This window comes from Paenibacillus glacialis (assembly GCF_001637205.1).
In the GTDB taxonomy this organism is placed as follows: domain Bacteria; phylum Bacillota; class Bacilli; order Paenibacillales; family Paenibacillaceae; genus Paenibacillus_AQ; species Paenibacillus_AQ glacialis.
The window spans coordinates 226,019-250,211 of the sequence record NZ_LVJH01000070.1 but is presented as its reverse complement, the minus strand read 5'-3'; the positions used below and the strand labels follow the sequence as shown (position 1 = coordinate 250,211).

General features: G+C 42.0%; 23 protein-coding genes and 1 other annotated feature. All 23 genes read left to right on the top strand.

Annotated elements, in window-relative coordinates:
* Positions 1-5: 5 nt before the first annotated feature.
* The 23 genes from PGLA_RS23940 (at position 6) to dnaG (ending at position 24,151) form a co-directional block, all read left to right on the top strand.
* Positions 6-1,187, top strand: coding sequence for an exonuclease SbcCD subunit D (locus PGLA_RS23940; RefSeq protein WP_068537707.1), 1,182 nt, complete (start codon positions 6-8; stop codon positions 1,185-1,187).
* Complete coding sequence (locus tag PGLA_RS23935) at positions 1,184-4,606, top strand: AAA family ATPase (RefSeq protein ID WP_068537706.1); 3,423 nt, start codon at positions 1,184-1,186, stop codon at positions 4,604-4,606. Before PGLA_RS23940 ends, PGLA_RS23935 begins: the two co-directional genes overlap by 4 nt.
* A gap of 285 nt (positions 4,607-4,891) precedes the next feature.
* Positions 4,892-5,332: a hypothetical protein gene (locus tag PGLA_RS23930; RefSeq protein ID WP_245700286.1), complete on the top strand. Its 441-nt coding sequence runs from the start codon at positions 4,892-4,894 to the stop codon at positions 5,330-5,332.
* Positions 5,333-5,582: 250 nt separating this feature from the next.
* Complete coding sequence (locus tag PGLA_RS23925) at positions 5,583-5,942, top strand: histidine triad nucleotide-binding protein (protein ID WP_068537704.1); 360 nt, start codon at positions 5,583-5,585, stop codon at positions 5,940-5,942.
* 141 nt (positions 5,943-6,083) lie between these two features.
* On the top strand, positions 6,084-6,257 hold the full coding sequence (gene rpsU / locus PGLA_RS23920) for a 30S ribosomal protein S21 (RefSeq protein WP_036657994.1): 174 nt from the start codon (positions 6,084-6,086) through the stop codon (positions 6,255-6,257).
* A gap of 15 nt (positions 6,258-6,272) precedes the next feature.
* Positions 6,273-6,716, top strand: a complete 444-nt coding sequence (locus PGLA_RS23915; protein ID WP_068537703.1) for a GatB/YqeY domain-containing protein — start codon at positions 6,273-6,275, stop codon at positions 6,714-6,716.
* A gap of 147 nt (positions 6,717-6,863) precedes the next feature.
* Complete coding sequence (locus tag PGLA_RS23910; protein ID WP_068537702.1) at positions 6,864-8,240, top strand: NfeD family protein; 1,377 nt, start codon at positions 6,864-6,866, stop codon at positions 8,238-8,240.
* A gap of 25 nt (positions 8,241-8,265) precedes the next feature.
* Positions 8,266-9,279 (top strand): flotillin-like protein FloA, encoded by a 1,014-nt coding sequence (gene floA / locus PGLA_RS23905; RefSeq protein WP_425415417.1) that lies wholly within the window; start codon positions 8,266-8,268, stop codon positions 9,277-9,279.
* A 22-nt stretch (positions 9,280-9,301) separates the two neighbouring features.
* Positions 9,302-9,766, top strand: a complete 465-nt coding sequence (locus PGLA_RS23900; protein WP_068537700.1) for a hypothetical protein — start codon at positions 9,302-9,304, stop codon at positions 9,764-9,766.
* Positions 9,767-10,089: 323 nt separating this feature from the next.
* Positions 10,090-10,383 (top strand): sporulation protein YqfC, encoded by a 294-nt coding sequence (gene yqfC, locus PGLA_RS23895; RefSeq protein ID WP_068537699.1) that lies wholly within the window; start codon positions 10,090-10,092, stop codon positions 10,381-10,383.
* Positions 10,380-11,573 carry a sporulation protein YqfD gene (gene yqfD, locus PGLA_RS23890; protein ID WP_068537698.1) on the top strand — a complete coding sequence of 398 codons (1,194 nt, stop codon included), beginning with the start codon at positions 10,380-10,382 and terminating at the stop codon, positions 11,571-11,573. Before yqfC ends, yqfD begins: the two co-directional genes overlap by 4 nt.
* Positions 11,574-11,579: 6 nt before the next feature.
* Complete coding sequence (locus PGLA_RS23885) at positions 11,580-12,551, top strand: PhoH family protein (protein WP_068537697.1); 972 nt, start codon at positions 11,580-11,582, stop codon at positions 12,549-12,551.
* A gap of 14 nt (positions 12,552-12,565) precedes the next feature.
* Positions 12,566-14,809 (top strand): HD family phosphohydrolase, encoded by a 2,244-nt coding sequence (locus PGLA_RS23880; RefSeq protein WP_068537696.1) that lies wholly within the window; start codon positions 12,566-12,568, stop codon positions 14,807-14,809.
* A 22-nt stretch (positions 14,810-14,831) separates the two neighbouring features.
* Positions 14,832-15,329 carry an rRNA maturation RNase YbeY gene (gene ybeY, locus PGLA_RS23875; protein ID WP_068537695.1) on the top strand — a complete coding sequence of 166 codons (498 nt, stop codon included), beginning with the start codon at positions 14,832-14,834 and terminating at the stop codon, positions 15,327-15,329.
* Complete coding sequence (locus PGLA_RS23870) at positions 15,329-15,697, top strand: diacylglycerol kinase family protein (protein WP_068537694.1); 369 nt, start codon at positions 15,329-15,331, stop codon at positions 15,695-15,697. Before ybeY ends, PGLA_RS23870 begins: the two co-directional genes overlap by 1 nt.
* Before the next feature lie 232 nt (positions 15,698-15,929).
* Positions 15,930-16,343 carry a cytidine deaminase gene (locus PGLA_RS23865; protein ID WP_068537693.1) on the top strand — a complete coding sequence of 138 codons (414 nt, stop codon included), beginning with the start codon at positions 15,930-15,932 and terminating at the stop codon, positions 16,341-16,343.
* 74 nt (positions 16,344-16,417) lie between these two features.
* A complete protein-coding gene (era, locus tag PGLA_RS23860; protein WP_068537692.1) occupies positions 16,418-17,314 on the top strand; it encodes a GTPase Era in 897 nt (298 codons plus the stop codon).
* 104 nt (positions 17,315-17,418) lie between these two features.
* A complete protein-coding gene (locus tag PGLA_RS27205; RefSeq protein WP_084411466.1) occupies positions 17,419-17,568 on the top strand; it encodes a YqzL family protein in 150 nt (49 codons plus the stop codon).
* Between the two features lie 33 nt (positions 17,569-17,601).
* A complete protein-coding gene (gene recO / locus PGLA_RS23855) occupies positions 17,602-18,357 on the top strand; it encodes a DNA repair protein RecO (protein ID WP_068537691.1) in 756 nt (251 codons plus the stop codon).
* A gap of 47 nt (positions 18,358-18,404) precedes the next feature.
* Positions 18,405-18,598 (top strand) — a binding site (T-box leader).
* Positions 18,599-18,693: 95 nt separating this feature from the next.
* A complete protein-coding gene (gene glyQ, locus PGLA_RS23850) occupies positions 18,694-19,572 on the top strand; it encodes a glycine--tRNA ligase subunit alpha (protein WP_068537690.1) in 879 nt (292 codons plus the stop codon).
* Between the two features lies 1 nt (position 19,573).
* Positions 19,574-21,649: a glycine--tRNA ligase subunit beta gene (gene glyS / locus PGLA_RS23845; RefSeq protein WP_068537689.1), complete on the top strand. Its 2,076-nt coding sequence runs from the start codon at positions 19,574-19,576 to the stop codon at positions 21,647-21,649.
* 174 nt (positions 21,650-21,823) lie between these two features.
* Entirely contained in the window at positions 21,824-22,288 is a 465-nt protein-coding gene (locus PGLA_RS23840) for a YaiI/YqxD family protein (RefSeq protein ID WP_068537688.1), read from the top strand.
* A gap of 42 nt (positions 22,289-22,330) precedes the next feature.
* Positions 22,331-24,151 (top strand): DNA primase, encoded by a 1,821-nt coding sequence (dnaG, locus tag PGLA_RS23835; RefSeq protein WP_068537687.1) that lies wholly within the window; start codon positions 22,331-22,333, stop codon positions 24,149-24,151.
* The last annotated feature ends 42 nt before the right edge of the window (positions 24,152-24,193 follow it).

Here is a 24,193-nt window from a genome sequence, read left to right as displayed (position 1 = left end):
ATCATATGCGAATATTGCATACGAGCGATTGGCATTTCGGACGGACATTGGAAGGCCGCAGTCGGTTGAAAGAGCAGGAGGACTTTGTTGACGAACTGGTACGTATGGCAGATGATCAGCAGGCAGATCTCATATTAATGGCTGGAGATGTGTATGATTCTGTCAATCCTCCTGCTATGGCAGAACAGCTCTTCTATGAGGCTTGCGCAAGGTTAGGCGATGGAGGAAGACCATTGGTTGTGATAGCGGGCAATCATGATCAGCCTGAGCGGGTGGCTTCTGTATCGCCGTTGGTGACTCGACAGGGTATTACGCTCGTGGGGCTTCCTGCGGCCAATGCTGTGACGATCCATACGCCTCGTACAGGGGAAATCGCCAAAATTGCTGCACTCCCTTACCCATCTGAAGCCCGACTTAATGAATTGCTAGTATCAGAGGGAAATGAAGACGATCTGCGTCAAGCTTACAGCGCTCGTGTCGGTAAATTAATGAGTATGTTGGCTCGTGAATTTACACCGAAGTCGATCAATTTGGCGATGAGCCATATTTATGTATTAGGTGGTGTGGAGACGGATTCTGAGCGCCCTATTCAGGTTGGGGGCGCTTATACCGTCGATCCATCAGCTCTATCTGTAGGTGCACAGTATACGGCGCTAGGTCATCTTCATAGACCGCAGGCTGTAAAGGGGGATGGAATGATCCGTTATAGTGGATCTCCTCTTGCATACAGCTTCTCAGAAGCGGGACAAGCTAAATCGGTAGCGATGCTAGACATATCACCCGGAGGACAGCCTGTTCTTGAAGAATTATTTCTATCCTGTGGGCGACCACTCGTTCGTTGGAAAGCTAAGGGTGGTCTTGAAGAAGTCAATCGTTGGCTGGATGAGGGACTTGATGATCGTGCATTTATTGATTTGGAAGTATCTTTGACCGAGGCGTTATCTCTTGCCGAAATTCAGAGACTCCGAAAGAGCCGCGAAGGATTAATTCATATTCGGCCGATATATCCAGACATGGACGTGGTGGAGATGGAAATCGAGCGTTCGCGCATGCCTTTACATGAAATTTTCCGTAAGTTCTATCAGCGACAGACGGGGGGAGCAGTACCCGATGATGGATTGGTACAATTGTTCCTTGAACTTGTTGAAGAGAATGGGTCCGTTCAGGAAGAAGGGGATGCACAATGAAGCCAATCACTCTCAAACTTGCTGGGCTACAGAGCTATCGCGAAGCGCAACAGATTGATTTCAACGACCTTACACAGATGGGTCTGTTTGGTATATTTGGCCCTACGGGTAGTGGGAAGTCCACCTTACTTGACGCGATAACGCTCGCGTTGTATGGCAAAGTGGAGCGGGCCGTCAACGGTACACAAGGCATTATGAATCATTCGGAAGATTCGTTGTTTGTATCTTTCACTTTTGAATTGAATTCTTCCGAAGGGCCACAACAATACCGTGTAGAGCGGCGCTTTAAGAGAACCAATGAGTTATCTATAAGTAATACCATTAGCCGATTCATTGAGGTTACGCCAGACGGCGATCAAGTGATGGCGGACAAATTGGCAGATGTTACTCGCTGTGTAGAAGACAAGATCGGACTCAAAATGGATGACTTCACACGGGCTGTCGTTCTTCCTCAAGGGAAATTTGCTGAATTCTTGTCCTTGAAGGGGAGTGAGAGACGGCAAATGTTGCAACGTCTTTTTCATCTAGAGCAATATGGTGATCAACTGGCGCTGAAGCTAAGCCGTCGCGTGAAGGAGAATGAAGCAGTTCTTCAGAATATTGAGGCAGAGCAGCAAGGGCTGGGCAATGCAGGCAATGAGGCTTTAGAAGATGCTAAGAAGCAGCTGATTGAAGCTATTGCTGAAGCCGAGGCTTCTCGGAGCAGATTGGAAGAAATTACAGTGCAAGCAGCGCAGTTGTCCAAAGTGTGGGAATGGCAAATTGAACGCAGCCGAAGACAAGAACAATTTGTACAACTTGGATTTTTGGAAAATGAAATTCAGATGCTTGAAGATAAGCTCTCTAAGGCAAGTGTTGCACAACATCTAATGCCGTTGCTTACTCAAATGCAGGAAAGTAAGCAAGAGCATGTGGAACGTGAGGCGAAGTCTGTATTATTGAATAAATCATCACAAGAAGCAGAGCAATCATCGCTTCTTGCAAGTAACGCGGATGATGCCACACAGCTCATATTATCCACGGAAGAACCGAAGCTGCTGGTTAGGCAGGAACAGTTGGAGCAAGCGTGTAAGCTTCAACAGGAACGAGATTATCTGCGTAGCGAGTGTGATGAACTTGAGAAGAAGAGAGCGGACGTTGTGATCACGCAGTCTGACCTAAATGGAAAGCTACTGAAAGAGAAGGAGCTACTTAGTAAGGGGCAAACAAGACAGGCGGAATTACAGGAAAGCTTAAAACCATTAGAGACCAGATCCCAAGATCGGGAGTACATTCAAAAAGCATTGCAGCGCAAACAACATGTTCAGTCTATGGAGGAGCAGCAGGAAAGCGTAGCTCTAGAATTTTCGAAACAGGAGAAAATAGTCGCTGAAATAAATGCCAAGTTAACTAGCTCTGAGCGAGATTTAAAGATGAACGAGGAGAATCATAAATCCTTCTTGGTACAGCTTTCTTCCCATATGTCTGGATTAATTGTTCAGGAAGCTACTGTAGGTCAAGCGGTTCTTAGACTGGCTTACGAAGAGGAGCGCTTACGTAAAGAACTCAAGAGTTCGGAGATTCATGCTCTATCGCTGACTTTAGCAACACAATTACAGGCAGGAAATCCATGCCCTGTGTGTGGCTCGGAACATCATCCTATCCCGGCAGGGGCTGCTGAAAGCTCCGATGATATTATGATCCAGACTGCGCACATGGATAAGATACGTCTTATTCAGTCACAACTTCAAGAACATCGGCTAACGTTTCGCCAACTTATAAATGAGAGTCGAACGTTAATAGATCAATCTGGAATAACGCATCCTGAACAAGATGATTCCCATGTAGCTGTGGCACAGGAACAGTTCGAAATGGGCGAAGAATCTTCGATTCAATTCTCTGACGTATACTGGACAGAAATAATCGAACAGTTGGAAGAGGCATCTCTAAACCTTACGAAGATGACTACAAACCTACGACAAGAAGCGGCAGAAATGAAGCAGAAGCAAGACATACTTCAACAACAACATATGAAATATACGGCAGAAGCAGAAGCGTTGAAGAGTGTTCACATGGACTCAAAGGCTAAGCTTGATCGATTATCATCTGAATTATTGAAGTTGCACAAAGCATGGGAGATAGAGTTCCCGGAACTTCCTATGATTGAACTCGATGAGAGATTCCAACTCATGCAGAAGAAAGATACGGAAGCTGAGACGATTAGAGAGCGTCTTGAGATTAGTGTTCCCTTTCTAGAGAGTAAATTGTTAGCTGTTAAGTCCCTAGAACAACAAATTGGGGATTTAGAGAAGGCTCTTATCCAATGGAATACAATGTGGCATGCTAAAAGCGAATTGCTGAAAGAGAAAGTGGAACGTCTCTTGTCTTCTGTAGGTGAGGGTTCAGCGGAAATATTACTTGAGGAATGTATTGCGCAGCTTCACCGCTTAAGAGTTACAGCGTTACAAGCTAAGAATGCTCGACGTACAGCTGAGGACATGAAGAATGAAGCCATAAGAGCGGCTGTTATAGCACAGCAGGCCGTAGAGTCGGCCGCAGATCACAAAAGAATAGCAACAAGTCGTTGGGAGCAGATGTTGGAAGCCTCATCTTTATCGACTGCGGATGAAGTTGTTGCTTGTTGTTTACAACGTGAAGAAGAGCTTAAATTCACAGACAAAGTGCGGAAGCATCGTGAGAATGAGCGAGAAGTTACGTTGCAGCTTGCGCATGTCGAAGACAAGCTTTCAGGAAACTCAATCAGCGAAGAAGAGTGGCACATGTGCAGGGCTCGCTTGGAAGAATATCGAAAGAGTGATGAAGCAGCAATCCAATTGAAGGCTAGAGCCGAACGTGATCTAGAAGTTGTAGCACAGCGGCACGCAAGATGGGCAGAGTTGGAGGGTACACGTGTAGAACGTCAGGCTAAGGGAGAGCAACTCTCTAAGCTGCAATCTTGTTTACGAGGCAACGCCTTTGTGGAATATATCGCGGAAGAGCAGTTAATGCAGGTCAGTCAGGCTGCCTCTCAACGCCTTCTATTTCTTACTAGACAACGTTATGCACTAGAAGTGGATTCAGGCGGGGGCTTCGTGATTCGCGACGACGCGAACGGAGGAACACGTAGACCTGTATCCACCTTATCAGGGGGAGAAACATTCCTTACATCCTTATCTTTAGCACTTGCCTTATCGGCCCAAATTCAACTTCGTGGTCAATATCCTTTACAATTCTTTTTCTTGGATGAGGGATTCGGGACACTAGATCCAGAACTACTTGAGATGGTCATTACTTCATTGGAACGCCTTCATAGCGATCATCTATCCGTCGGTATCATTAGCCATGTGCCTGAGCTTCGAGCACGATTACCTCGTAAACTAATTGTAATGCCAGCAGAGCATGCTGGAGGGGGATCTCGCCTAGTTATGGAAAATATGTAGAGTTAAATAGTAGTTGTGATGTCTGTCACAGTAACAGCTACAAGCTGTTGTTATAATACAGTTAATAACCGACATCGCTTTGGGAAGTACCTCGGCGGACTTATGGAAGGGAGATTGATTTCCCTGTCATAAGTCCGTACGTCAAGCAGCTTTTTGCAAGCTGACTGGGTGCTTCCTCTTTTTTTTGTTTTTTTTGACGTCATTAGGTTTATTAATCAGTATCCATTCGCCCAGACCTGAATATGATGATAGTAGATCATGAAGTATTTAGGAGGACTAGAACAGATGGAAAAAGTTGAAGCTAAGCAAATATGTCATCACCACATGCATCGCTACGTGCGAGTGGTTCTTGCAGATGGAAGAGTTTTTGATGGTTTTGTAGAGAATGTGGACGATGACCACCTACATTTAGCTGTACCGGTTGGTCATGAGATGTATTGTGATCATATGGAGAATGCTAGTTTTCCGAATGAGAATAATATGGCTCCTATTGGAGGGTGTGGTTGTCACTCACATCTACAGCCGACACCGTATGGAACAACGCAAAGTTATGGCACTCAGTCTTGCGAATCTCCCGGTGGATACCCAGGTGTAGATGTACGTGCTTTCGTTCCAGGATATTATCCTCCTGGGTTTGGCTACAATCCATATGGAAGACGACGTTTTAATCGTTTGATTTTACCGTTGTTTCTATTGACTGCGCTATCTGTTCTGCCATTTTATTAATACACAAATTACTGTATAAAGGGGCAACCCATATGGTCGAATTGGTGACCTGAGGGATAGGTCCCTTTTCCTTCGTTCATAGGAATCGATCTCATTAAGACTGTCCTCTACCTGACAACCCTCTACTTATTATTCCTTAATGCATGAATTAAATTATAGTTAATCATTTAAAATTAGGGGACATTGGACGAGCCTATCTTATATCCAGTATGATGAAATAAATAAAAAGTAAAGTTGAGGAGGAAAATTAGTGGATTGTTTATTTTGCAAAATTGTAGAAGGAAGTATCCCTAGTAAGAAGGTGTTCGAGAATGAGAATATTGTGGCATTTCATGACATACAGCCTGCAGCTCCCATACATGTGTTAATCATTCCCAAAGAACATATTGCTTCCATGAATGATGTTACTCCTAAAAATCTTCCTATCATTGCTGAGATTCATCAGGTAGCGCAGAAGATTGCGGTAGATTTGGGAATTGCTGAATCAGGCTATAGACTCATAAATAACTGTGGTCGTGACGGTGAACAAACGGTGCACCATATACATTATCACCTACTTGGAGGGGCCAAATTAGGAGCTCTAACTGGCTATTCTAACTCGCATCAGTAATGGTGTGGAAAAAAGTATATTGTATCAGATTACGAAAAAAATAGCTGTAAGGTTGACACCTTATTTCACTATCACCTATAATAAAAGTTGATGAACCGTGTTAATACTCTTGGACGGTCTGGTCGGAGGGAGGGAAAACTGGTGTCTGAAACGAAAGTTCGTAAAAATGAGACAATCGATGCTGCACTTCGTCGCTTTAAACGTTCCATCGCTAAAGATGGCGTCTTGGCTGAGGTGAAAAAACGTAAACATTATGAAAAGCCAAGCGTTAAGAAAAAGCTGAAGTCTGAGGCTGCTCGTAAGAGAAAGTTTTAAGGGGAGCTAACAACTATGAATCTTAGCGAGCGATTGAACGAAGACATGAAACAAGCAATGAAGAGTCGCGATAAATTCAAACTCTCCACTATTAGAATGATTCGTTCGACAATCATGAATCTTGAAATAGATTTGAAAAGAACTTTGGATGATTCCGAGGTGCTTGATATCCTAGGTCGTGAAATCAAACAGCGCAAAGATGCCCTCCAAGAATTTGAAAAAGCAGGACGCGATGATCTATCCGCTAATGCAAAAGCAGAAATCGAGATAGTCGGCCAGTATCTTCCCGCTCAGCTTACTGAAGAAGAAATTAAAGTCATTGTACAGCAGACCATCCATGAAACCGGTGCTTCTTCGAAAGCCGAAATGGGGAAATTAATGAGTGCCCTTATGCCTAAGGTAAAAGGACTCGCTGACGGCAAACTTGTTAACCAAGTAGTTCAACAATTTCTGCAATAAACAATAACAGAGACATCCCTTGATTTTTGAGGGATGTTTTTTATTTTTATGAAACTTCACAAGGAATTGAACGTAGTAAGAGTCATGCGTTAGGTACATAATATAGACTTGTTTTGGTTATGAATATGACAGAAAGGAGGAAGAGATATGACGAATATCAAAAAGAAATGTTCGTTTTTTGTCTTGAGTTTACTTGTAATGCTATTAATTCTTCCTGTGTTAGGTAATACAGAAAAAGCTTTTGCAACGTCTGTATCTCCGACAGAGTCCAAATCAGGAACGGTGTATGTTATTCCTGTTGACCAAGATATTGAAAGAGGTCTTCAGAAGTTTATGGAGCGTGGATTTAAAGAAGCTAAAGAAATGAATGCATCCCTCATCGTGTTAGAAATAAACACACCTGGTGGAAGAATAGATACAGCACATAATATTGTTGACATCATTCGAAGTAGTGAAATTCCTACAGTCGCATACATACGTGGTGATGCTGCTTCGGCAGGAAGCTATATCGCCTTAAATGCGGATAAAATTGCTATGGCACCTGGTAGTATGATTGGTGCAGCAGCGCTAGTTGATGGAATCACAGGTAATCCTATTGAGGATCCTAAGCTAGTGTCCTATTGGAAGTCACTTATGTCTAGTGCAGCTGAGGTTAGCAAACGTAATCCGAAGATTGCTCAAGGTATGACAGATGTGAACATGGTTGTTGAAATGCCTGAGATTAAGGACACGAAGAAGAAAGGCGAGATCATCTCACTGACTAGCGAACAGGCAATGAAAGTTGGGTACGCAGATACGATTGCCGAGACAACGGATGAGGTTGTTAATTGGATGGGTTACTCGACGGACGATATGTTTCGTGTGGAACAGTCTGGTGCTGAGAAACTCTCTGAGTTCTTGACTAACCGGATTGTGATGACTTTACTTCTCTTTATGGGAATCGCCGGGGTGATTATAGAATTAATTGTTCCGGGATTTGGAGTTCCAGGTATTCTAGGGGTAATAGGATTCGCTCTTTATTTCTTTGGTAACTCTGTTGCAGGATTTGCGGGATCTGAGACGTGGATTCTCTTTATCATTGGGATAGTCATGATGATTCTTGAATTGTTCGTTCCAAGCTTCGGGATACTAGGTTTGCTTGGGTCAGCAAGTCTTATTGTTGGCGTAGTGCGTGCGGCTTATAGTACTTCACATGTTGCATTATCTTTAGGAATTGCAAGTGTGTCCGCTCTAGCAGTGATAATAATTGTAGCGGTTGTATTCAAAAAGCGTGGCATATGGAATCGATTTATATTGAATGACACGCTAACCACAGAAAAGGGCTTTATCCCTTCTGCAAGTAAAGAGGATTTACTTGGTAAGAATGGGGTTAGTGTTACACCACTACGTCCTGCGGGAACCGTATTAATTGATGGAGAGCGTTATGATGTAGTTACAGATGGAGAATTTATCGGAAACAACATGACTATTCATGTTGTGAAGGTAGAGGGATCTCGTATTGTTGTTAAACCGATCGTTGATTAGTACTAAACAAATATAAATATGGAGGATGAATAAAATTATGGTGGATACGTCATTAATTCCTATTTTGTTGATTGCTGTTGTGGCAATCATTGTGTTAAGTGTGTTTTTTAGCTTCTTCCCAGTTATGCTATGGATCGCGGCCCTGTCATCGGGGGTTCGTATTAGTATTATTACTTTAGTTGCGATGAGACTGCGTCGAGTAACGCCTAGTCGAATCGTTAATCCTATGATTAAGGCTACTAAGGCTGGTCTAGGACTTGATATTAACCAATTGGAAAGTCATTATCTCGCTGGTGGTAACGTAGACCGCGTAGTTAATGCACTGATTGCCGCACAACGCGCGAATATTCCATTGGAATTCGAACGTGCAGCTGCAATTGATCTTGCTGGTCGTGATGTATTACAGGCTGTACAGATGAGTGTTAACCCTCGTGTCATCGAGACTCCAATTGTTGCTGCAGTTGCGAAGAACGGGATTGAAGTAAAAGTTAAAGCTCGTGTTACCGTACGCGCGAATATCGATCGTTTGGTCGGTGGTGCTGGTGAAGAGACGATCATTGCTCGTGTCGGGGAAGGTATTGTAACGACTGTTGGTTCAAGTGATTCTCATAAAGATGTATTAGAGAACCCGGATATGATCTCCCGTACAGTACTTTCCAAGGGATTAGATGCTGGAACAGCGTTTGAAATCTTGTCAATTGATATCGCGGATATTGATGTAGGTAAGAATATTGGTGCATATCTTCAAACAGAACAAGCAGAGGCAGACAAGAGAATTGCTCAAGCGAAGGCTGAAGAACGTCGCGCAATGGCTGTAGCTCAAGAACAAGAAATGAAGGCTCGTGTCATTGAGATGAGAGCGAAGGTTGTGGAAGCTGAATCGGACGTTCCTCTTGCAATGGCAGAAGCACTTCGTTCTGGACGTCTTGGGGTAATGGATTATATGAACATTAAGAATATCGAGTCAGATACTCAGATGAGAGGATCTATCGGTAAAACGGGAGACGGCGGAGATAGTTCTAACACTCCCAAAAAATAATATGTAGGGAATGATGTGTCCCATGGATTATATTTGGCTTGTGATCGTCGCTTTAGGTGTTATTTCATCATTAATTAACAAAGGGAAAACAAAGTCAAAGGATAACCCTAGCAGCATGCCGACGTTTGGTGGGAATGGAGAGCGGTCATTACAACCTAGACCTATTACTAGCGAAAGTGATGACACTAATCGGAATTTCTCTCCTTCTCCAGATTACGAAACGGGTGAAGGTGTCTCTCAAATGTGGAATGATACAATGCAAGAACGAAATTATGATATGCAACAAGATATTGATCGTGTCACAGCTGCCTTTGATGATATTTCAGGTCCTCCTTCCAAAGAGTGGAATGCTTATGATAATTCTGATGAAGAGTTAAGGCAATCGGAATCATCCAGAGGAACAAATCAAGTAGTGAATGGTGTCATTTGGTCAGAGATATTAGGACCTCCGCGTGCCAAACGCCCATATAATAACCGTCAATCTTAGAATGGTTTAAATATAACGAAGAACAACAATCCCCGGCCATTTACCCAAGGTCGGGTTTTTGTTGTGTTGTTATGATTGGAACAAGCACCTAGGCCTTCTAGTGTCGTACTCTTGTCTTTAAGGAAACAATCAAGGTCATTCTATGGTTGGTGTTGCTAAAGGCTTAGAACGGCCTCTGTGCACTCTTTAAAGATGAATCGATCTATGAAGTGCGTTTTGTTTTTCGATTGAGCTGAATGTAGGTATATTCATTAGCAATTGCTTTCATAAAAGTGATGTTCCCCGCATATGGTTTAGAGTACAGGAAGGGGGAAGACCTTCGTATGACCCGGATCAGTCGCAAACTTCGAAATTGGACATATGAGAAACTAGATTTGCCTCAGGATATTGTATTTAATCTACCGCGGTTAACTTTGATCGGTAACAAAGAGCTTCTCATCGAGAATCATAATGGGGTGATTCATTTCTCGCCGGAAAAACTGATTCTTTCGCTTAGTCAGGGATCTCTTGAGATAGAGGGAGCGGAACTAATGATTCGGTCTATTTTACCTAGAGAAGTGATGATAGAGGGAACTGTTAGGAATATAAAATACATAGAAACGGAGGAGAGTCATTGAAAATCCCAACATTAGTCTATTGGCGTGGATACGTCGGAATCACAGTTAGGAATGGACATCTGGAATCATTTATAAATGATTTAACCCAGATGGGTATTCCAGTGTGGGATGTTAAACCGTCCGCATCACAGTCTGCAGAGATGAAGGTGTTATTGTCTGATTTCTATGCTCTCCGCCCTCTTTTAAAGCGGACAGGCTGCCGTGTACATGTAAATACACGGATAGGTTTTCCCTTTCAAATGACGAAGTTAAAGAAACGTCGATTTTTTGCCATTGGCATGATGGCTTTTTTTGCAATACTATTCCTCTTATCATCTCTTATATGGGATGTGAAAGTGGTAGGGAACGTTAAGATTGCAACTGATGATGTACTCGTTGTAGCTAAGAAAGAGGGGATATACCCCTTTCAATGGATATTTCGATTGAATCATTTGGACGAGCTTTCATTGCAGTTGAATAGGAAGTTGCCTGGTACAGCTTGGGTGGGAGTAGATCGCAAAGGGACTACAATTACGATTCAAGTTGTGGAATCTTCTTTACCAGAGACGAAGCCCTTGCTCAGTCCAAGGCATTTAATTAGCAGAACAGATGCGGTTGTGACAAGTATTTATGCAGAGCAGGGTCTTCCTTTGGTTGCCAAGAACAGCCGTGTTAAGAAGGGGCAAATCTTGATCTCGGGATTGTTAGGCGATACAGAAAACTCTCAATCTGTCGTTGCTAAAGGTGAAGTGAAGGGACTAGTGTGGCGTGAGTATAATATTGAAGTGCCTACCGTTCAAAAACATAAAGTATATACAGGAGAAATTAAAAACAAAAGTTATCTTGTCCTAGGTAATCTGGGGGTACAATTATGGGGTTACGGTAAGGTTCCATACGCTAAATATGATGTCGTGACGGAACAGGATCCTCTCACTTGGCGATCAACAAAGTTACCGATGGGTTGGATGACGGAACATGTGATGGAAACGGAAGAGAGAAGCGAAGTGATTACGATAGAAGAAGCCAAAAAACTAGGAATAGAAGGAGCAATCCGTGATATTATAGCGAAATACGGTATTGATTCAACCATCATTAGCCGAAAAATTTTGCATGAGAAGAAAGAGAATGGTAAAGTTTATATGAAAGTGCTTTTTGAAGTTGAAGAAAAAATTGCTGAAGAATTACCAATAGCGTACAACCAAGGAGACTGAGGCTATTTGTCAGAGAATACACACAGTATAAAGGTGTCATTTCAGAGTGCAGGAGAAGGACTAGCTATATTTGGTCCACAGGATATTTTTCTTAAGATGATCGAGGAGCAAATTCCCGCAAAGATTGATTCGCGTGAAGCCGAGATCACTATACGTGGTGGGGACCGTGAGGTTCAAATGCTTCAACAGTTGTTTGATGTGCTATTACAATTGGTACGCAACGGATACGTCTTAACGGAACGCGATGTGATGTATGCAATAGATTTAGCAAAGGACTTTAGAGCAGATCAGTTATTAGATTTGTTTAAGGGTGAAATAACTACTACCTTTCGTGGAAAGCCGATACGCGTCAAAACGATTGGTCAAAAGCATTACGTCACAACGATTAAGAAACGAGATATCGTGTTTGCGATCGGTCCTGCTGGGACAGGGAAGACATACTTAGCTGTTGTATTAGCGGTTGCTGCACTAAAAGAAGGATCTGTTAAGAAAATTGTTCTGACTCGACCCGCTGTGGAAGCCGGAGAGAATCTCGGATTCCTACCAGGTGACTTGCAAGAAAAAGTAGACCCATATCTCCGTCCATTATACGATGCCTTGTTCGACGTGATGGGACCGGATCAGACTGCGAAAGCATTAGAACGAGGACTTATTGAAATTGCCCCGCTAGCATATATGCGTGGCCGAACACTTGAGGATGCATTTATTATTCTAGATGAAGCTCAGAATACAACGCCAGAACAAATGAAAATGTTCTTGACTCGACTCGGATTCGGCTCCAAGATGGTCATTACAGGTGATGTTACACAGATTGACCTTCCAAGAGGCAAAAAGTCAGGTTTGGTAGAAGCCAATGCCATATTAAGCTCGATTGCTGAGATTGGTTTTGTGTATTTCTCAGAGCAAGATGTTGTACGTCATTCATTGGTACAAAAAATTATAGTTGCCTACGATCGAGCTGCAGAAAATCAAGGCTAGAGAGGATTAACTCTATGGACTCGAAAGAAACGTCATCAGGCAAGTCATTCTCATATAAGAATGTCAGCTACAAGTATAGCGTGTTAACGCGCTATACTCTGTTTTTATTTGTAGTTGTGTTGTTCTATGTTTCTCTTGCACCGAAGGTATTACCCGAACGTTATGATATACGACGAGGTTCATACAGCGAGAAAGAAATAACGGCACCTGGACAAATTCCCAATAGCAAGGCAACGTTAAAAGCACAAGAGAAAGCAGCTGAACAAGTACAGCCTGTCTACAGTATTATTTCACTCCGAAATGATTTGTTAGTTGTTCAGATACTTGATCGCATTGATCGACTTAATCAAGATGATCAAGTATCCAATCAGGATAAGGTTTCAATTTATCGTCAGGAAATTCCTCAGAGAGCTCAGGAATTCGTGCAGAATTTCGTGAATAGTAGCCGAAGTTCAGGAGCATACTCCGATAATCTGATGGATGAAATGCTACGAGTGATTAACCAACAGACATATCGTATTCCTGAGGAAACGTTTATTAAGATACCTAGACTTACAAGTGAAGATATTCAGGCTATGAAGCCCGTGGCTCGGGATATTGTTGCGAAATTGAGTAATGATCAGATCATGGATGCTCAAACAGTTCGAGCTAAAGTGGCAGAAGCCGTCAGTACAAGCTCTCTTAGTCAGCGGACACTTCGAGAAGTTGTGCAAGAAATTGCACGATTGACGCTTACAGCGAATAAATTTTACGATGAGGAAACAACAAAGGAAGCCAAAGTTCAGGCACGAGAGGATACAGATACCGTTTTTATTAAGCAAGGGGATATTCTCGTAAGTAAGGGTCAATTTATCACCGAAGAATTATATGCCTTTTTAGATGATAACAAGCTTCTGAAGAACGAGGTTAATTATTGGCCACAACTAGGTCTTCTCATGTTATCTTGTTTGTTGGCATTTGGACTGCATATGTTTATTCGTCAATCGAGTGCGAGTAAATATAAATACAATAATTCACAGTTGTTGATGCTTGTCCTTATTTTTGTTATTACGGTACTCTCTATGAATATGGTAAGTATAGTGCAGACTAGTGTACATCCTTATATAGGTTACATAGCTCCTGTAGCGCTTGGTGCAATATTAGTGTCGTTGCTTATGGATGTTTCATTGGCCTTCTTTTGCGCTATGATATTTAGTATATTGTCTAGTGTGATATTAAATGTTAATCAAGGACAAATTTTTGATTTTCACTTCGGGTTCTTTACGATGATTGTTTCATATGTTGCTATTTCTGCTATTCATAAAGCTAGCCAGCGGTCAACCTTACTCAAGGGTGGAATTATGGTAAGTCTGTTCGGATCGATTGCTGTATTTATGTTGATCTTGCTTGACGGCAAAGAATGGAGCCAGATACAAACGTTATATACCCTTGCCTTTGCATTTGCAGGAGGGCTATTAACAGCAGTTCTTGTTATAGGACTCATGCCATTTTTTGAAGCCACGTTTGGGATATTGTCTGCATTGAAGCTAGTTGAATTGTCTAGTCCTAATCATCCTCTACTTCGTAAGTTACTTACAGAGACACCGGGAACTTATCATCATAGTGTTATGGTGGGGAATCTTTCGGAAGCTGCTGCCGAGGCCATTGGAGCGAATGGATTGTTATGTAGAGTAGGTTCATATTATCATGATATCGGTAAAACGAAACGACCAAGTTATTTCATTGAGAATCAGAACCATATGGAGAATCCGCATGATTCTCTGGATCCGTTGCTTAGTAAATCGATTATCATTGCTCATGCTAGAGATGGTGTGGAGCTATTGAAAGACTATAAGTTGCCGAAGCTCATTAGGGATATTGCTGAGCAACATCACGGAACAACATTTTTACATTTCTTTTATCACAAAGCATTGAAAAAAGCCGAGGAACAGGGCGTGGAGCCTGATTTCACCGAGCTTGACTTCCGCTACCCAGGTCCAAAGGCACAGTCTAAAGAAGCTGCTGTTGTAGGAATTGCAGATAGCGTAGAGGCTGCGGTACGTTCCTTGCGGAATCCTACGGTAGAACAAGTGGAGACCATGATTGAGAAAATAATAAAAAATCGTATGGATGATCATCAATTCAATGAGTGTGACCTCACGATGAAGGAATTAGATATTATCAGTAAAACCTTGAAAGAAAGTGTGATGGGCATATTTCACTCTAGAATTGAATATCCAGAAGAAATAAAGAAGACGACGAAGATGGTCGGCGAGTGATAACAGAAAGGGTGTTTAACATATGAGTCTACAACTGGCTTGGAGTAATGAGCAGTCGGAGTACGAAATCAATGATTCTTTAATAACTTTGCTTGAATCTGCGCTTCAAAAGGCTGGAGAGGCTGAGGGTGTGATCGATGGGGAGGTTGCATTAACCTTTGTGAATGATGAGCAGATTCATGAATTGAATAGGGATTATCGTGGTATCGATCGACCAACCGATGTACTTTCTTTCGCTATGAACGATTCATTAGATGATGAACTTGCAATTGTCTATGAATTGGAAGGAGGAGCGGAAATGGAAGAACTCCCTGATGTGTTAGGTGATATTATCATTTCTGTTTCCCGAGCGAAATTACAAAGTGAAGAATTTGGTCATTCGTTGGAGCGAGAAATTGGATTCTTGTTCGTTCATGGATTCCTGCATTTGCTTGGTTACGATCATCAAGACAAAGCTTCTGAAGATGAAATGATGGGTAAACAAGAGGCTGTTCTCGTTCAAGTGGGGTTGATTCGATAATGGGTAAGAAATCCTTCTTTTCCTCTTTTGGTTTTGCGGCGGAAGGAATCAGATACGCCATGACTACTCAGAGAAACATGAAGGTGCATGGGCTGGCGGCCTTGATCGTTATAGTGGCCGCTGCTGTATTACAGGTATCGACCATGCGATGGCTATTTCTGCTTCTGGCTATTACCTTAGTATTAACAGCAGAGATGTTTAACACGGCCTTGGAGGCTGTTGTAGACCTTGTATCAAGTGATATTCACCCTTTGGCTAAGATAGCCAAGGATACTGCCGCAGGAGCTGTGCTTCTTACTGCGGCTTTTGCAGTGGTTGTAGGAATTGTGGTCTTCTACAGACCCCTTGTGGAGCTATTTGGGGGATAAAATATAGTAATGATCAAAAACTAAGCATGTGCATTCGAAGCAAGTTTTTTTACGAAGTGTAACAAGATGAAATGCTACAAAAAGACTTTAAGTACATGCTTCCGAAGCGAGTTTTTTACGGAGTATATCAAGTTGTGTTGCTACAAAAAAACTTTTAAGTACATGCTTCCGATGCGAGTTTTTTCGAAGCAAATTCAAGTAGTAACGCTCAAAATCTTTTAGGAGGTCTCATATGGACTCAACAACGTTGTTGAAAGAAGCTATTAAAGCACGAGAAAAAGCATATATTCCATACTCACATTTTGGTGTAGGTGCTGCGCTGTTAGATAGCGAAGGACAAGTACATCATGGATGTAATATTGAGAATGCTGCCTATGGTCCTACAAACTGTGCTGAACGGACAGCGATGTTTCGTGCGATTGCAGATGGTCATCAGGCGCGTAGTTTTAAAGCGATAGCAGTTGTCGCAGACACCGAGGGACCCGTTGCTCCTTGTGGTGTTTGTCGTCAAGTGATGGTGGAACTATGTGATCTGGACATGCTAGTTATTCTAGGTAATCTAAAAGGTGAAATCCGTGAAACGACCGTGCGTGAGTTATTACCGGATTCCTTTGGACCATCAGATCTAGATAAAGTACAGAAATAGTAATGTTATCGAACCATTAAAGAAATAAGATATAAGGTATATGAGGAACATTTTCTAGGAGGAAAACAAATAAAATGGCAAAATTTAAATCAGGCTTCGTAGGGATCGTCGGAAGACCAAATGTGGGTAAATCAACATTGATGAATCAAGTGATTGGGCAGAAAATTGCGATCATGTCGGACAAGCCGCAGACTACCCGTAACAAAATTCATGGTGTATACACAACAGAACATAACCAAATCGTATTTCTAGATACACCTGGTATTCACAAACGCCAATCTAAACTTGGTGATTTCATGAACCAGACGGCTCTTAATACATTAGGTGAAGTAGAGGCAGTATTGTTCCTTGTAGATGCAGCTGAAGGAATGGGTGGCGGTGATCGCTACATTGTAGAGCAGCTTCAGAATGTCCGAACACCGATTATTCTCGTGTTGAATAAAATTGACCGTATTGAGCCGCAAGCATTATTGCCTCTTATTGAGGGATATCGTAAGTTATACGACTTTGCAGAGATCATTCCGGTATCTGCTAAAAACGGAAATAACGTGAATACCTTATTAAAGGAATTGGATAAGTATTTGCCAGAGGGACCACAGTATTATCCTGCAGATCAGATTACGGATCACCCAGAACAATTCGTTTGTGCGGAATTGATTCGTGAGAAAATACTCCATTTGACGAGAGAAGAGATCCCACATTCTATAGCAGTAATGATCGAAGATATGAAAGTTCAGGACAATGGCGTGGTGCAAATATCTGCTGTTATTTTTGTTGAGAGAAGTTCACAGAAGGGCATTATCATCGGTAAGCAAGGTGCAATGTTGAAGGAAATTGGACAGCTAGCACGTCATGATATACAGAACTTATTGGGTTCCAAAATTTTCTTGGAAATTTGGGTCAAAGTTAAAAAAGATTGGCGCAATCAGGATCGGGTTCTTCGTGATTTAGGGTTTCACCGCGGAAGCTAACGCTAATTTTAGGTTGGTAGGAATTGCAACACATATTACCTCGTACAACGCACATCCTAAATTTGAAGATGCAGACGCATTTCCAAAGGAAAGGATGAATACGTATGCGAGATTTTTCGTGGAAGTATTTTGCGATGACTGGAGATGTCGATGCTTATTTGTTATTTAAAGAAGCAGCCGGATCTCCAGATCAGGTGTTGTTTGCAACAGATCCAGTGGTGGAAGAGATGGTTGATTATGAAGAGAACGAATGAGTGGTTGCTCCGTGAATGGTTGGGGGAAGAGGCATGCTTTACAGGGTGGAAGGGATTGTCATCCGCAGCATGGACTACGGTGAAGGGAACAAAATCATTACGCTTTGCACCGAAAATGCGGGGAAAATAGGAGTACTCGTTCGAGGAGCTAAGAAAGTGAAGAGCCGACATGCCGCCTTGACGCAACTGTTTACGTTAGGAGAATATGTTTTTTTTCGAAACGGTACTGGATTAGGTACACTGAATGCAGGCGAAATTACGATGTCTCATTATCGTTTGCGTGGAGATCTTTATATGGCAGCTTATGCATCCTATGCTTGTGAGCTACTTGATCGTATTCTTTTAGATGAGGAGACAGGTAGCTTCTGGTTTCAACAATTAAAGGCTTGTCTCGGTGAACTGGAAGAAGGGAAAGACCCTGGAATTATACTCAATGTATATGAAATGAAAATGCTACAGACCGCGGGTTATGCCCCAAAGTTGGATGTCTGTATCTCATGTGGGGAGCCACGAAGTGAAGAAGAGTTACTGATAAGTCCTCGCCTTGGCGGAGTATTGTGTAAGTATTGTCGTCATCTTGATCCTCAAGCTTTGACAATTACACCTCGCGCGTTAAAATTATTACGTTTATTTGAAAGGCTTGACCTAAGAAAACTTGGGAATATCGATGTGAAGGAAGAAACTAAGCTGGAGTTAAAAAAAGTCATGAGATCCTTTATAGATATGCAATTAGGTGTAAATCTAAAATCGAGAAATTTCCTGGATCAGATGGATAAATATGAAATTTGACGAACGGGACAATATCCATTAGTATATTATAAGATTATATTTAATTGTAACATGCATTGATCGAGATAGTAGCGATTTAGATTCTATTAGCGAGTTGGGAATGGTGAGAGCCCAATGGAGAGAAATCGTGAAAAGGCACTCGGGAGCATGAATGAATGATAAAAGTGGATTGTGCTTTAGCTTCAAGCGTAAGCATGATCAAGTAGGGTGGAACCGCGGGATACAAGCTCTCGTCCCTATGTCTGTTCAGCAGGCGTAGAAGACGAGGGCTTTTTGCTGTTCGGACAGAAATGTGAATGAAATGAACCTAGAAAAAGGAAAAGGAGCGAAGCTATTATGAATTTTCAACAGATGATTCTTACACTACAGCAGTTCTGGGCAGATCAAAACTGTATTATTGTCCAGCCGTATGATACGGAAAAAGGTGCAGGTACCATGAATCCAATGACCTATCTGCATTCGATTGGTCCTGAGCCGTGGAATGTGGCATATGTAGAGCCTTCCCGACGTCCAAGCGATGGACGTTATGGAGAGAATCCTAATCGGCTTTACCAGCATCACCAATTCCAGGTTATTCTTAAACCTTCACCTGATAATATTCAGGAAATTTATTTGGAGAGCTTAAAGCGTCTCGGGATTGATCCTTTACAGCATGATATTCGATTCGTTGAAGACAACTGGGAAGCACCAACGCTAGGTGCATGGGGCCTTGGTTGGGAAGTATGGCTTGACGGTATGGAAGTTACGCAATTCACGTACTTCCAACAAGTTGGAGGAATTGATGCAAGTCCTGTCGCTGTTGAAATAACATACGGTATGGAGCGTCTCGCGTCTTATATTCAGGATAAAGAAAATGTATTTGATCTTGAATGGGTAAATGGGATTACATATGGAGATGTGTTTCATCAAGCGGAAGTTGAACATTCCAAATACACATTTGAAGTGTCTGATGTGAAGATGTTGTTTACATTATTTAACATGTATGAAGAGGAAGCTAATAAAGCGATGGAGCAAAATTTAGTGTTTCCTGCGTATGACTACGTATTAAAATGTTCACACACCTTTAACTTACTTGATGCTCGTGGAGCTATCAGCGTAACTGAACGGACGGGTTACATTATTCGCGTAAGAAATTTGGCGCGACAAATAGCTGCCTCTTATTTGGGAGAACGCGAGAAATTGGGCTTCCCGCTTTGTAAGAAAGGAGATGTTTAACGTGGCTAAAGACTTATTGTTTGAGATTGGTTTGGAAGAAGTTCCTGCCCGATTTATACGTACAGCTGTGGAACAGTTGGAAGAGCGTATGGTTAAATGGTTGGAGCAATCTAGAATCTCACATGGACAAGTGCATGCTTATGCAACACCACGTCGTTTGGCGGTACTTGTGGAAGGTGTAGCAGAGAAGCAAGAAGATATTGAGGAAGAAGTAAAAGGGCCATCACGTAAAATTGCTCAGGACGCCAGTGGTGCTTGGAGTAAAGCTGCTTTAGGCTTTGCTCGCAGTCAAGGTGTTGAGCCTGAACAATTTACCTTCCAAGAGTTAAATGGCGTTGAATATATATATGCAACTAAGAGCAGTTTAGGAGTAGAGACTTCAAGCATTCTGTCTGAAGCCTTGTTAAGCATCCTTTCTTCGATGACGTTTCCTAAGAATATGCGTTGGGGCGCTCATGAATTTAAATTTGTCCGTCCGATTCGCTGGCTTATAGCTCTATTTGGAACGGATGTTATAGACCTTGAAATTACAGGTGTGAAATCGGGTAATGTGACACGTGGTCATCGATTCTTAGGAGAAGAAGCAGTCGTTACGGAACCTTCCGCATATTTGGATGTGCTTCGAAGCCAGTCTGTTATTGCTTGTCTGAATGAACGCAAAGACATGATTGTGGAACAGATCAAGGCTCTTGCAGAAGAGAAGCAATGGAAAATTGCAGTTAAAGAGGATCTGCTTGAAGAAGTGTTGTTTCTTGTTGAGACACCAACGGTATTATTTGGAACCTTTGACCCTGCCTTTTTAGAAATCCCACAAGATGTATTGATTACTTCTATGAGGGAGCACCAACGTTATTTCCCAGTATTAAATGACCAAGATCAATTACTACCGTTCTTCGTTACTGTACGTAATGGCGATAGTACTTCATTGGATGTTATTGCTAAAGGGAATGAGAAGGTGCTACGCGCTCGTCTGTCAGATGCGAAATTTTTCTACGAAGAGGATCAGAAACTTCATATTAAGGATGCCTTGTTGAAACTTGAGAATATCGTTTTCCATGAAGAATTGGGATCGATTGCTGACAAAGTTCGTAGAACATGTCGTATTGCAGATGGTCTATCTTCCGCTTTACAGCTTTCTCAGGAAGATACAAATGCCGTATCCCGTGCTGCTGAAATTTGTAAGTTCGATCTTGTGACTCAAATGGTCTATGAATTCCCTGAATTACAAGGTGTGATGGGTGAGGACTATGCACGTAGAGCGGGTGAGAAAGAGGAAGTAGCTAAGGCTGTATTCCAACATTATCAACCACGTTTTGCTGGAGATAATACCCCTGATTCAATCGTTGGTTCACTTGTTAGTATTGCTGACAAAATCGATACGATTATCGGCTGTTTCTCCATAGGTATAATTCCAACGGGGTCTCAAGATCCTTATGCTCTTCGCCGTCAAGCACAGGGTATTGTTCAAATTATGCTTGGACAAAAGCTACCGATTTCATTGTCAGAGCTACTGAACATAGCGCTTGATGTTCATGAAAGTCTTCGCAAAATGAAACTTTCTGCTGCTGAAGTACGTACAACTATAGTTGAGTTCTTTGGTCTTCGAGTTAAAAAAATTCTTTCGGAGAACTTACGTTATGATGTCGTTGATGCGGTGATCACAGCAGATTTCGATGATATTGCCTCCGTAGTCTCACGTGGTGGAGCCTTGATGGACGCTGTAACTAACCAAGAAGACTTCAAAACGACGGTCGAATCCTTTAACCGTGTTAGTAATCTTGGTGGAAAAGCGGAACAATTTGTTATAGATGAAGCTCTTCTTCAAGAACAAGGGGAGAAGGAACTTTATAAAGCATGGCAATCTATCCTTGAGGGATATCATAATGCATTGGGTCAACGAGATGGACATAAAGCGTTGGAATGGCTAGGACAGATTCGTAACGCCATTACTGAATTTTTCGATTCAGTAATGGTTATGGCAGAAGATGAGCAAGTTAGAAATAATCGATTAGCACTATTAGCTGCGATCGATAAAGATTTAAAATCATTCGCAGACTTTACGAAACTTGTGTGGTAATAAAATCGTATACGGAAACCATCAAAGTTCATCATTTGATGGTTCCCATATATATCTGAATTAAGATTTCCCATAAGTTGTTAAGACTGATTAAGAAGGATTTTAGCTAGGTCAGAGCGTATATACTACTTAAGAACTTAATTTTGGGTGAAATAGGTGATATTTCTGGCTACAATGGCAAAGTTTCACATTGTTGTCGACGGGGATGCTTGCCCCGTAAAGCATGAAATAGCTGTCACTGCACGTCAATTTTCAGTTCCTGTCCTCATGGTATCTTCTTACGATCATCTAATTCGTGAAGAAGAAGGTGTGACTGCTGTACAGGTTGACCGTAGTGATCAAAGTGCTGATCTATACATTGCAAACCATATTACTCGAGGTGATATCGTAATCACACAGGATTATGGGTTGGCTGCATTGGCATTAGCGAAAGGTTGTTATGTTATCTCTTTTAGAGGCAAGCATTATGGGGATAATGATATTGAATTGATGTTGGATCGTAGACATCATCAGGCTAAAGCGAGAAGAATGGGTAAGCATTCCAAAGGGCCCAAACCAATCACAGCGGATGATAAAATATTTTTTCAACACAATTTGACAATAATTTTGCAGGATTTGCAGGAGAATGTTCAGTTATAGCGAATTATATTTACGTGCTATAAAGAGATGAAGGTGGTAAAGATGAGTGCTGGGCAAGGTAATATTCCGGAAAAAGTAATCGATTCCGTGTTAGAGCACAATGATATCGTCGATACGGTAAGTAAGTACGTTCATCTCGCCAAGCAAGGAAAGTATATGAAGGGCCTCTGTCCGTTTCATTCGGAGAAGACCCCATCATTTACTGTGACACCAGAGAAACAGATTTTCTACTGTTATGGATGCGGTAAAGGTGGAAACTCAATCAAGTTTATGATGGAGATCGAAACGTTATCTTTTCCTGAAGCTGTGAAACTGATGGCGGAAGAAAGTCATATCGAGATGCCAGAAATACAGGGTGGAGCAGTAACGTCATCCAATCCTGAGAGAGAAAGACTTTTACAAGCTTATGAATGGACATCCAAATTTTTTCATTATTTGCTGAAGAACACAGAACATGGTAAGCCTGCTATGGATTACTTACGTGCACGAGGATTCAGTGACAAAATGATTGATCAGTTTCAAATTGGCTATGCACCTGAGTCATGGAATACGTTGGTGCAGTTTTTGACGAAACGATCATTCGATTTAGAAGAAATGGAAAAAGGAGGACTATTGTCCACTCGAAGTGATGGTACTGGTTTTATTGATCGGTTTCGTGATCGAGTTATGTTTCCGATTTGCGATAGAACGGGTAGGATTATTGCCTTTGGTGGCAGAGTACTTGGGGATGCACAACCGAAATACATGAATTCGCCTGAAAGTAAACTATTTAACAAAAGTCGGACGTTGTACAACTTGCATCAAGCGAAGAGTTCCATTCGAAAGCTGCGTCAAATTGTGCTGTTTGAAGGATATGGAGATACGATTGCGGCTTGGGAGGCAGGAGTGCACAACGGTGTCGCAACCATGGGGACTTCCTTAACTGAAAGTCATGTTTCAATGATGAAGACCATGGCAGATGAAATATTGATTTGTTTCGATGGGGACCGTGCAGGTCAGTCATCAGCTATGAAGAACATACCATTGCTTGAAAGTGCTGGGATTAGAATTAAAATCGCCATACTAAGTGATGGACTTGATCCTGATGATTTTGTACGTAAATATGGTTCGGAACGATTTATGAGTCAAATTATTGAGGGCGCCGTTTCAACTACAAAATTTAAACTTATATATCTGAAAAAAAACCATATACTCCTAGAAGAAGATGGGAAAATTTCTTATATGAAGGAAGTTCTTCCGATCATAGCGGCTCTATCATCCTCAACGGAGAGAGAAGTGTATTTGAGGGAATTATCTTCTGAACATCATCTTTCTTATGAAAGTCTTAAGCAAGATTGCAACCTGATTCGCCAGACGATGCAAAAAAATATGCCGGATGGGGATAATTTTGAAGACGGGTGGAATAATGGTAGGCATAAAAAAGGGCGGATTCCTGCTCCCACTTTACTACCCGCTTATCACACCGCTGAGCGTCGGCTACTCTCTCTGATGCTTCAAGATGCCGAAGTTGCCCAGTATGTGGGCGAACACCTCGGAGATGCTTTTAACATTGATGATCATGCAGCCATTGCTGCTTATCTATATGCATATTATGCACAGGGTAAACACCCAGATATAAGCCGTTTTATGTCATCACTACATGATGACCGATTGGAGAAGACACTTAGTTCAATCTCCATGATGGATACACCCCGAGATTGGAATGTTCAAGTTCTCGATGATTACATTAGGGAAGTTCATAAGGTTCCACAGCAAGTACATTTAGACCGTAAAAAAGAAGAGATGATGAGTGCAGAACGCTCCGGTGATTTTTTACGTGCAGCACAAATAGGTAGTGAGATTATAGCCCTAGAGAGACAATGAATGAACGTTATGGTTTGATTGTATCTAGGGAGGAGGGAGTCG

What these genes read in the sequence shown, in the direction of transcription:
- PGLA_RS23940 (WP_068537707.1), top strand. Translation starts at nt 6, where the DNA reads ATGCGAATATTGCATACGAGCGATTGGCATTTCGGACGGACATTGGAA.
- PGLA_RS23935 (WP_068537706.1), top strand. Translation starts at nt 1,184, where the DNA reads ATGAAGCCAATCACTCTCAAACTTGCTGGGCTACAGAGCTATCGCGAA.
- PGLA_RS23930 (WP_245700286.1), top strand. Translation starts at nt 4,892, where the DNA reads ATGGAAAAAGTTGAAGCTAAGCAAATATGTCATCACCACATGCATCGC.
- PGLA_RS23915 (WP_068537703.1), top strand. Translation starts at nt 6,273, where the DNA reads ATGAATCTTAGCGAGCGATTGAACGAAGACATGAAACAAGCAATGAAG.
- PGLA_RS23910 (WP_068537702.1), top strand. Translation starts at nt 6,864, where the DNA reads ATGACGAATATCAAAAAGAAATGTTCGTTTTTTGTCTTGAGTTTACTT.
- floA (WP_425415417.1), top strand. Translation starts at nt 8,266, where the DNA reads ATGAATAAAATTATGGTGGATACGTCATTAATTCCTATTTTGTTGATT.
- PGLA_RS23900 (WP_068537700.1), top strand. Translation starts at nt 9,302, where the DNA reads ATGGATTATATTTGGCTTGTGATCGTCGCTTTAGGTGTTATTTCATCA.
- yqfC (WP_068537699.1), top strand. Translation starts at nt 10,090, where the DNA reads ATGACCCGGATCAGTCGCAAACTTCGAAATTGGACATATGAGAAACTA.
- PGLA_RS23880 (WP_068537696.1), top strand. Translation starts at nt 12,566, where the DNA reads ATGGACTCGAAAGAAACGTCATCAGGCAAGTCATTCTCATATAAGAAT.
- ybeY (WP_068537695.1), top strand. Translation starts at nt 14,832, where the DNA reads ATGAGTCTACAACTGGCTTGGAGTAATGAGCAGTCGGAGTACGAAATC.
- PGLA_RS23870 (WP_068537694.1), top strand. Translation starts at nt 15,329, where the DNA reads ATGGGTAAGAAATCCTTCTTTTCCTCTTTTGGTTTTGCGGCGGAAGGA.
- PGLA_RS23865 (WP_068537693.1), top strand. Translation starts at nt 15,930, where the DNA reads ATGGACTCAACAACGTTGTTGAAAGAAGCTATTAAAGCACGAGAAAAA.
- era (WP_068537692.1), top strand. Translation starts at nt 16,418, where the DNA reads ATGGCAAAATTTAAATCAGGCTTCGTAGGGATCGTCGGAAGACCAAAT.
- PGLA_RS27205 (WP_084411466.1), top strand. Translation starts at nt 17,419, where the DNA reads ATGCGAGATTTTTCGTGGAAGTATTTTGCGATGACTGGAGATGTCGAT.
- recO (WP_068537691.1), top strand. Translation starts at nt 17,602, where the DNA reads ATGCTTTACAGGGTGGAAGGGATTGTCATCCGCAGCATGGACTACGGT.
- glyQ (WP_068537690.1), top strand. Translation starts at nt 18,694, where the DNA reads ATGAATTTTCAACAGATGATTCTTACACTACAGCAGTTCTGGGCAGAT.
- PGLA_RS23840 (WP_068537688.1), top strand. Translation starts at nt 21,824, where the DNA reads ATGGCAAAGTTTCACATTGTTGTCGACGGGGATGCTTGCCCCGTAAAG.
- dnaG (WP_068537687.1), top strand. Translation starts at nt 22,331, where the DNA reads ATGAGTGCTGGGCAAGGTAATATTCCGGAAAAAGTAATCGATTCCGTG.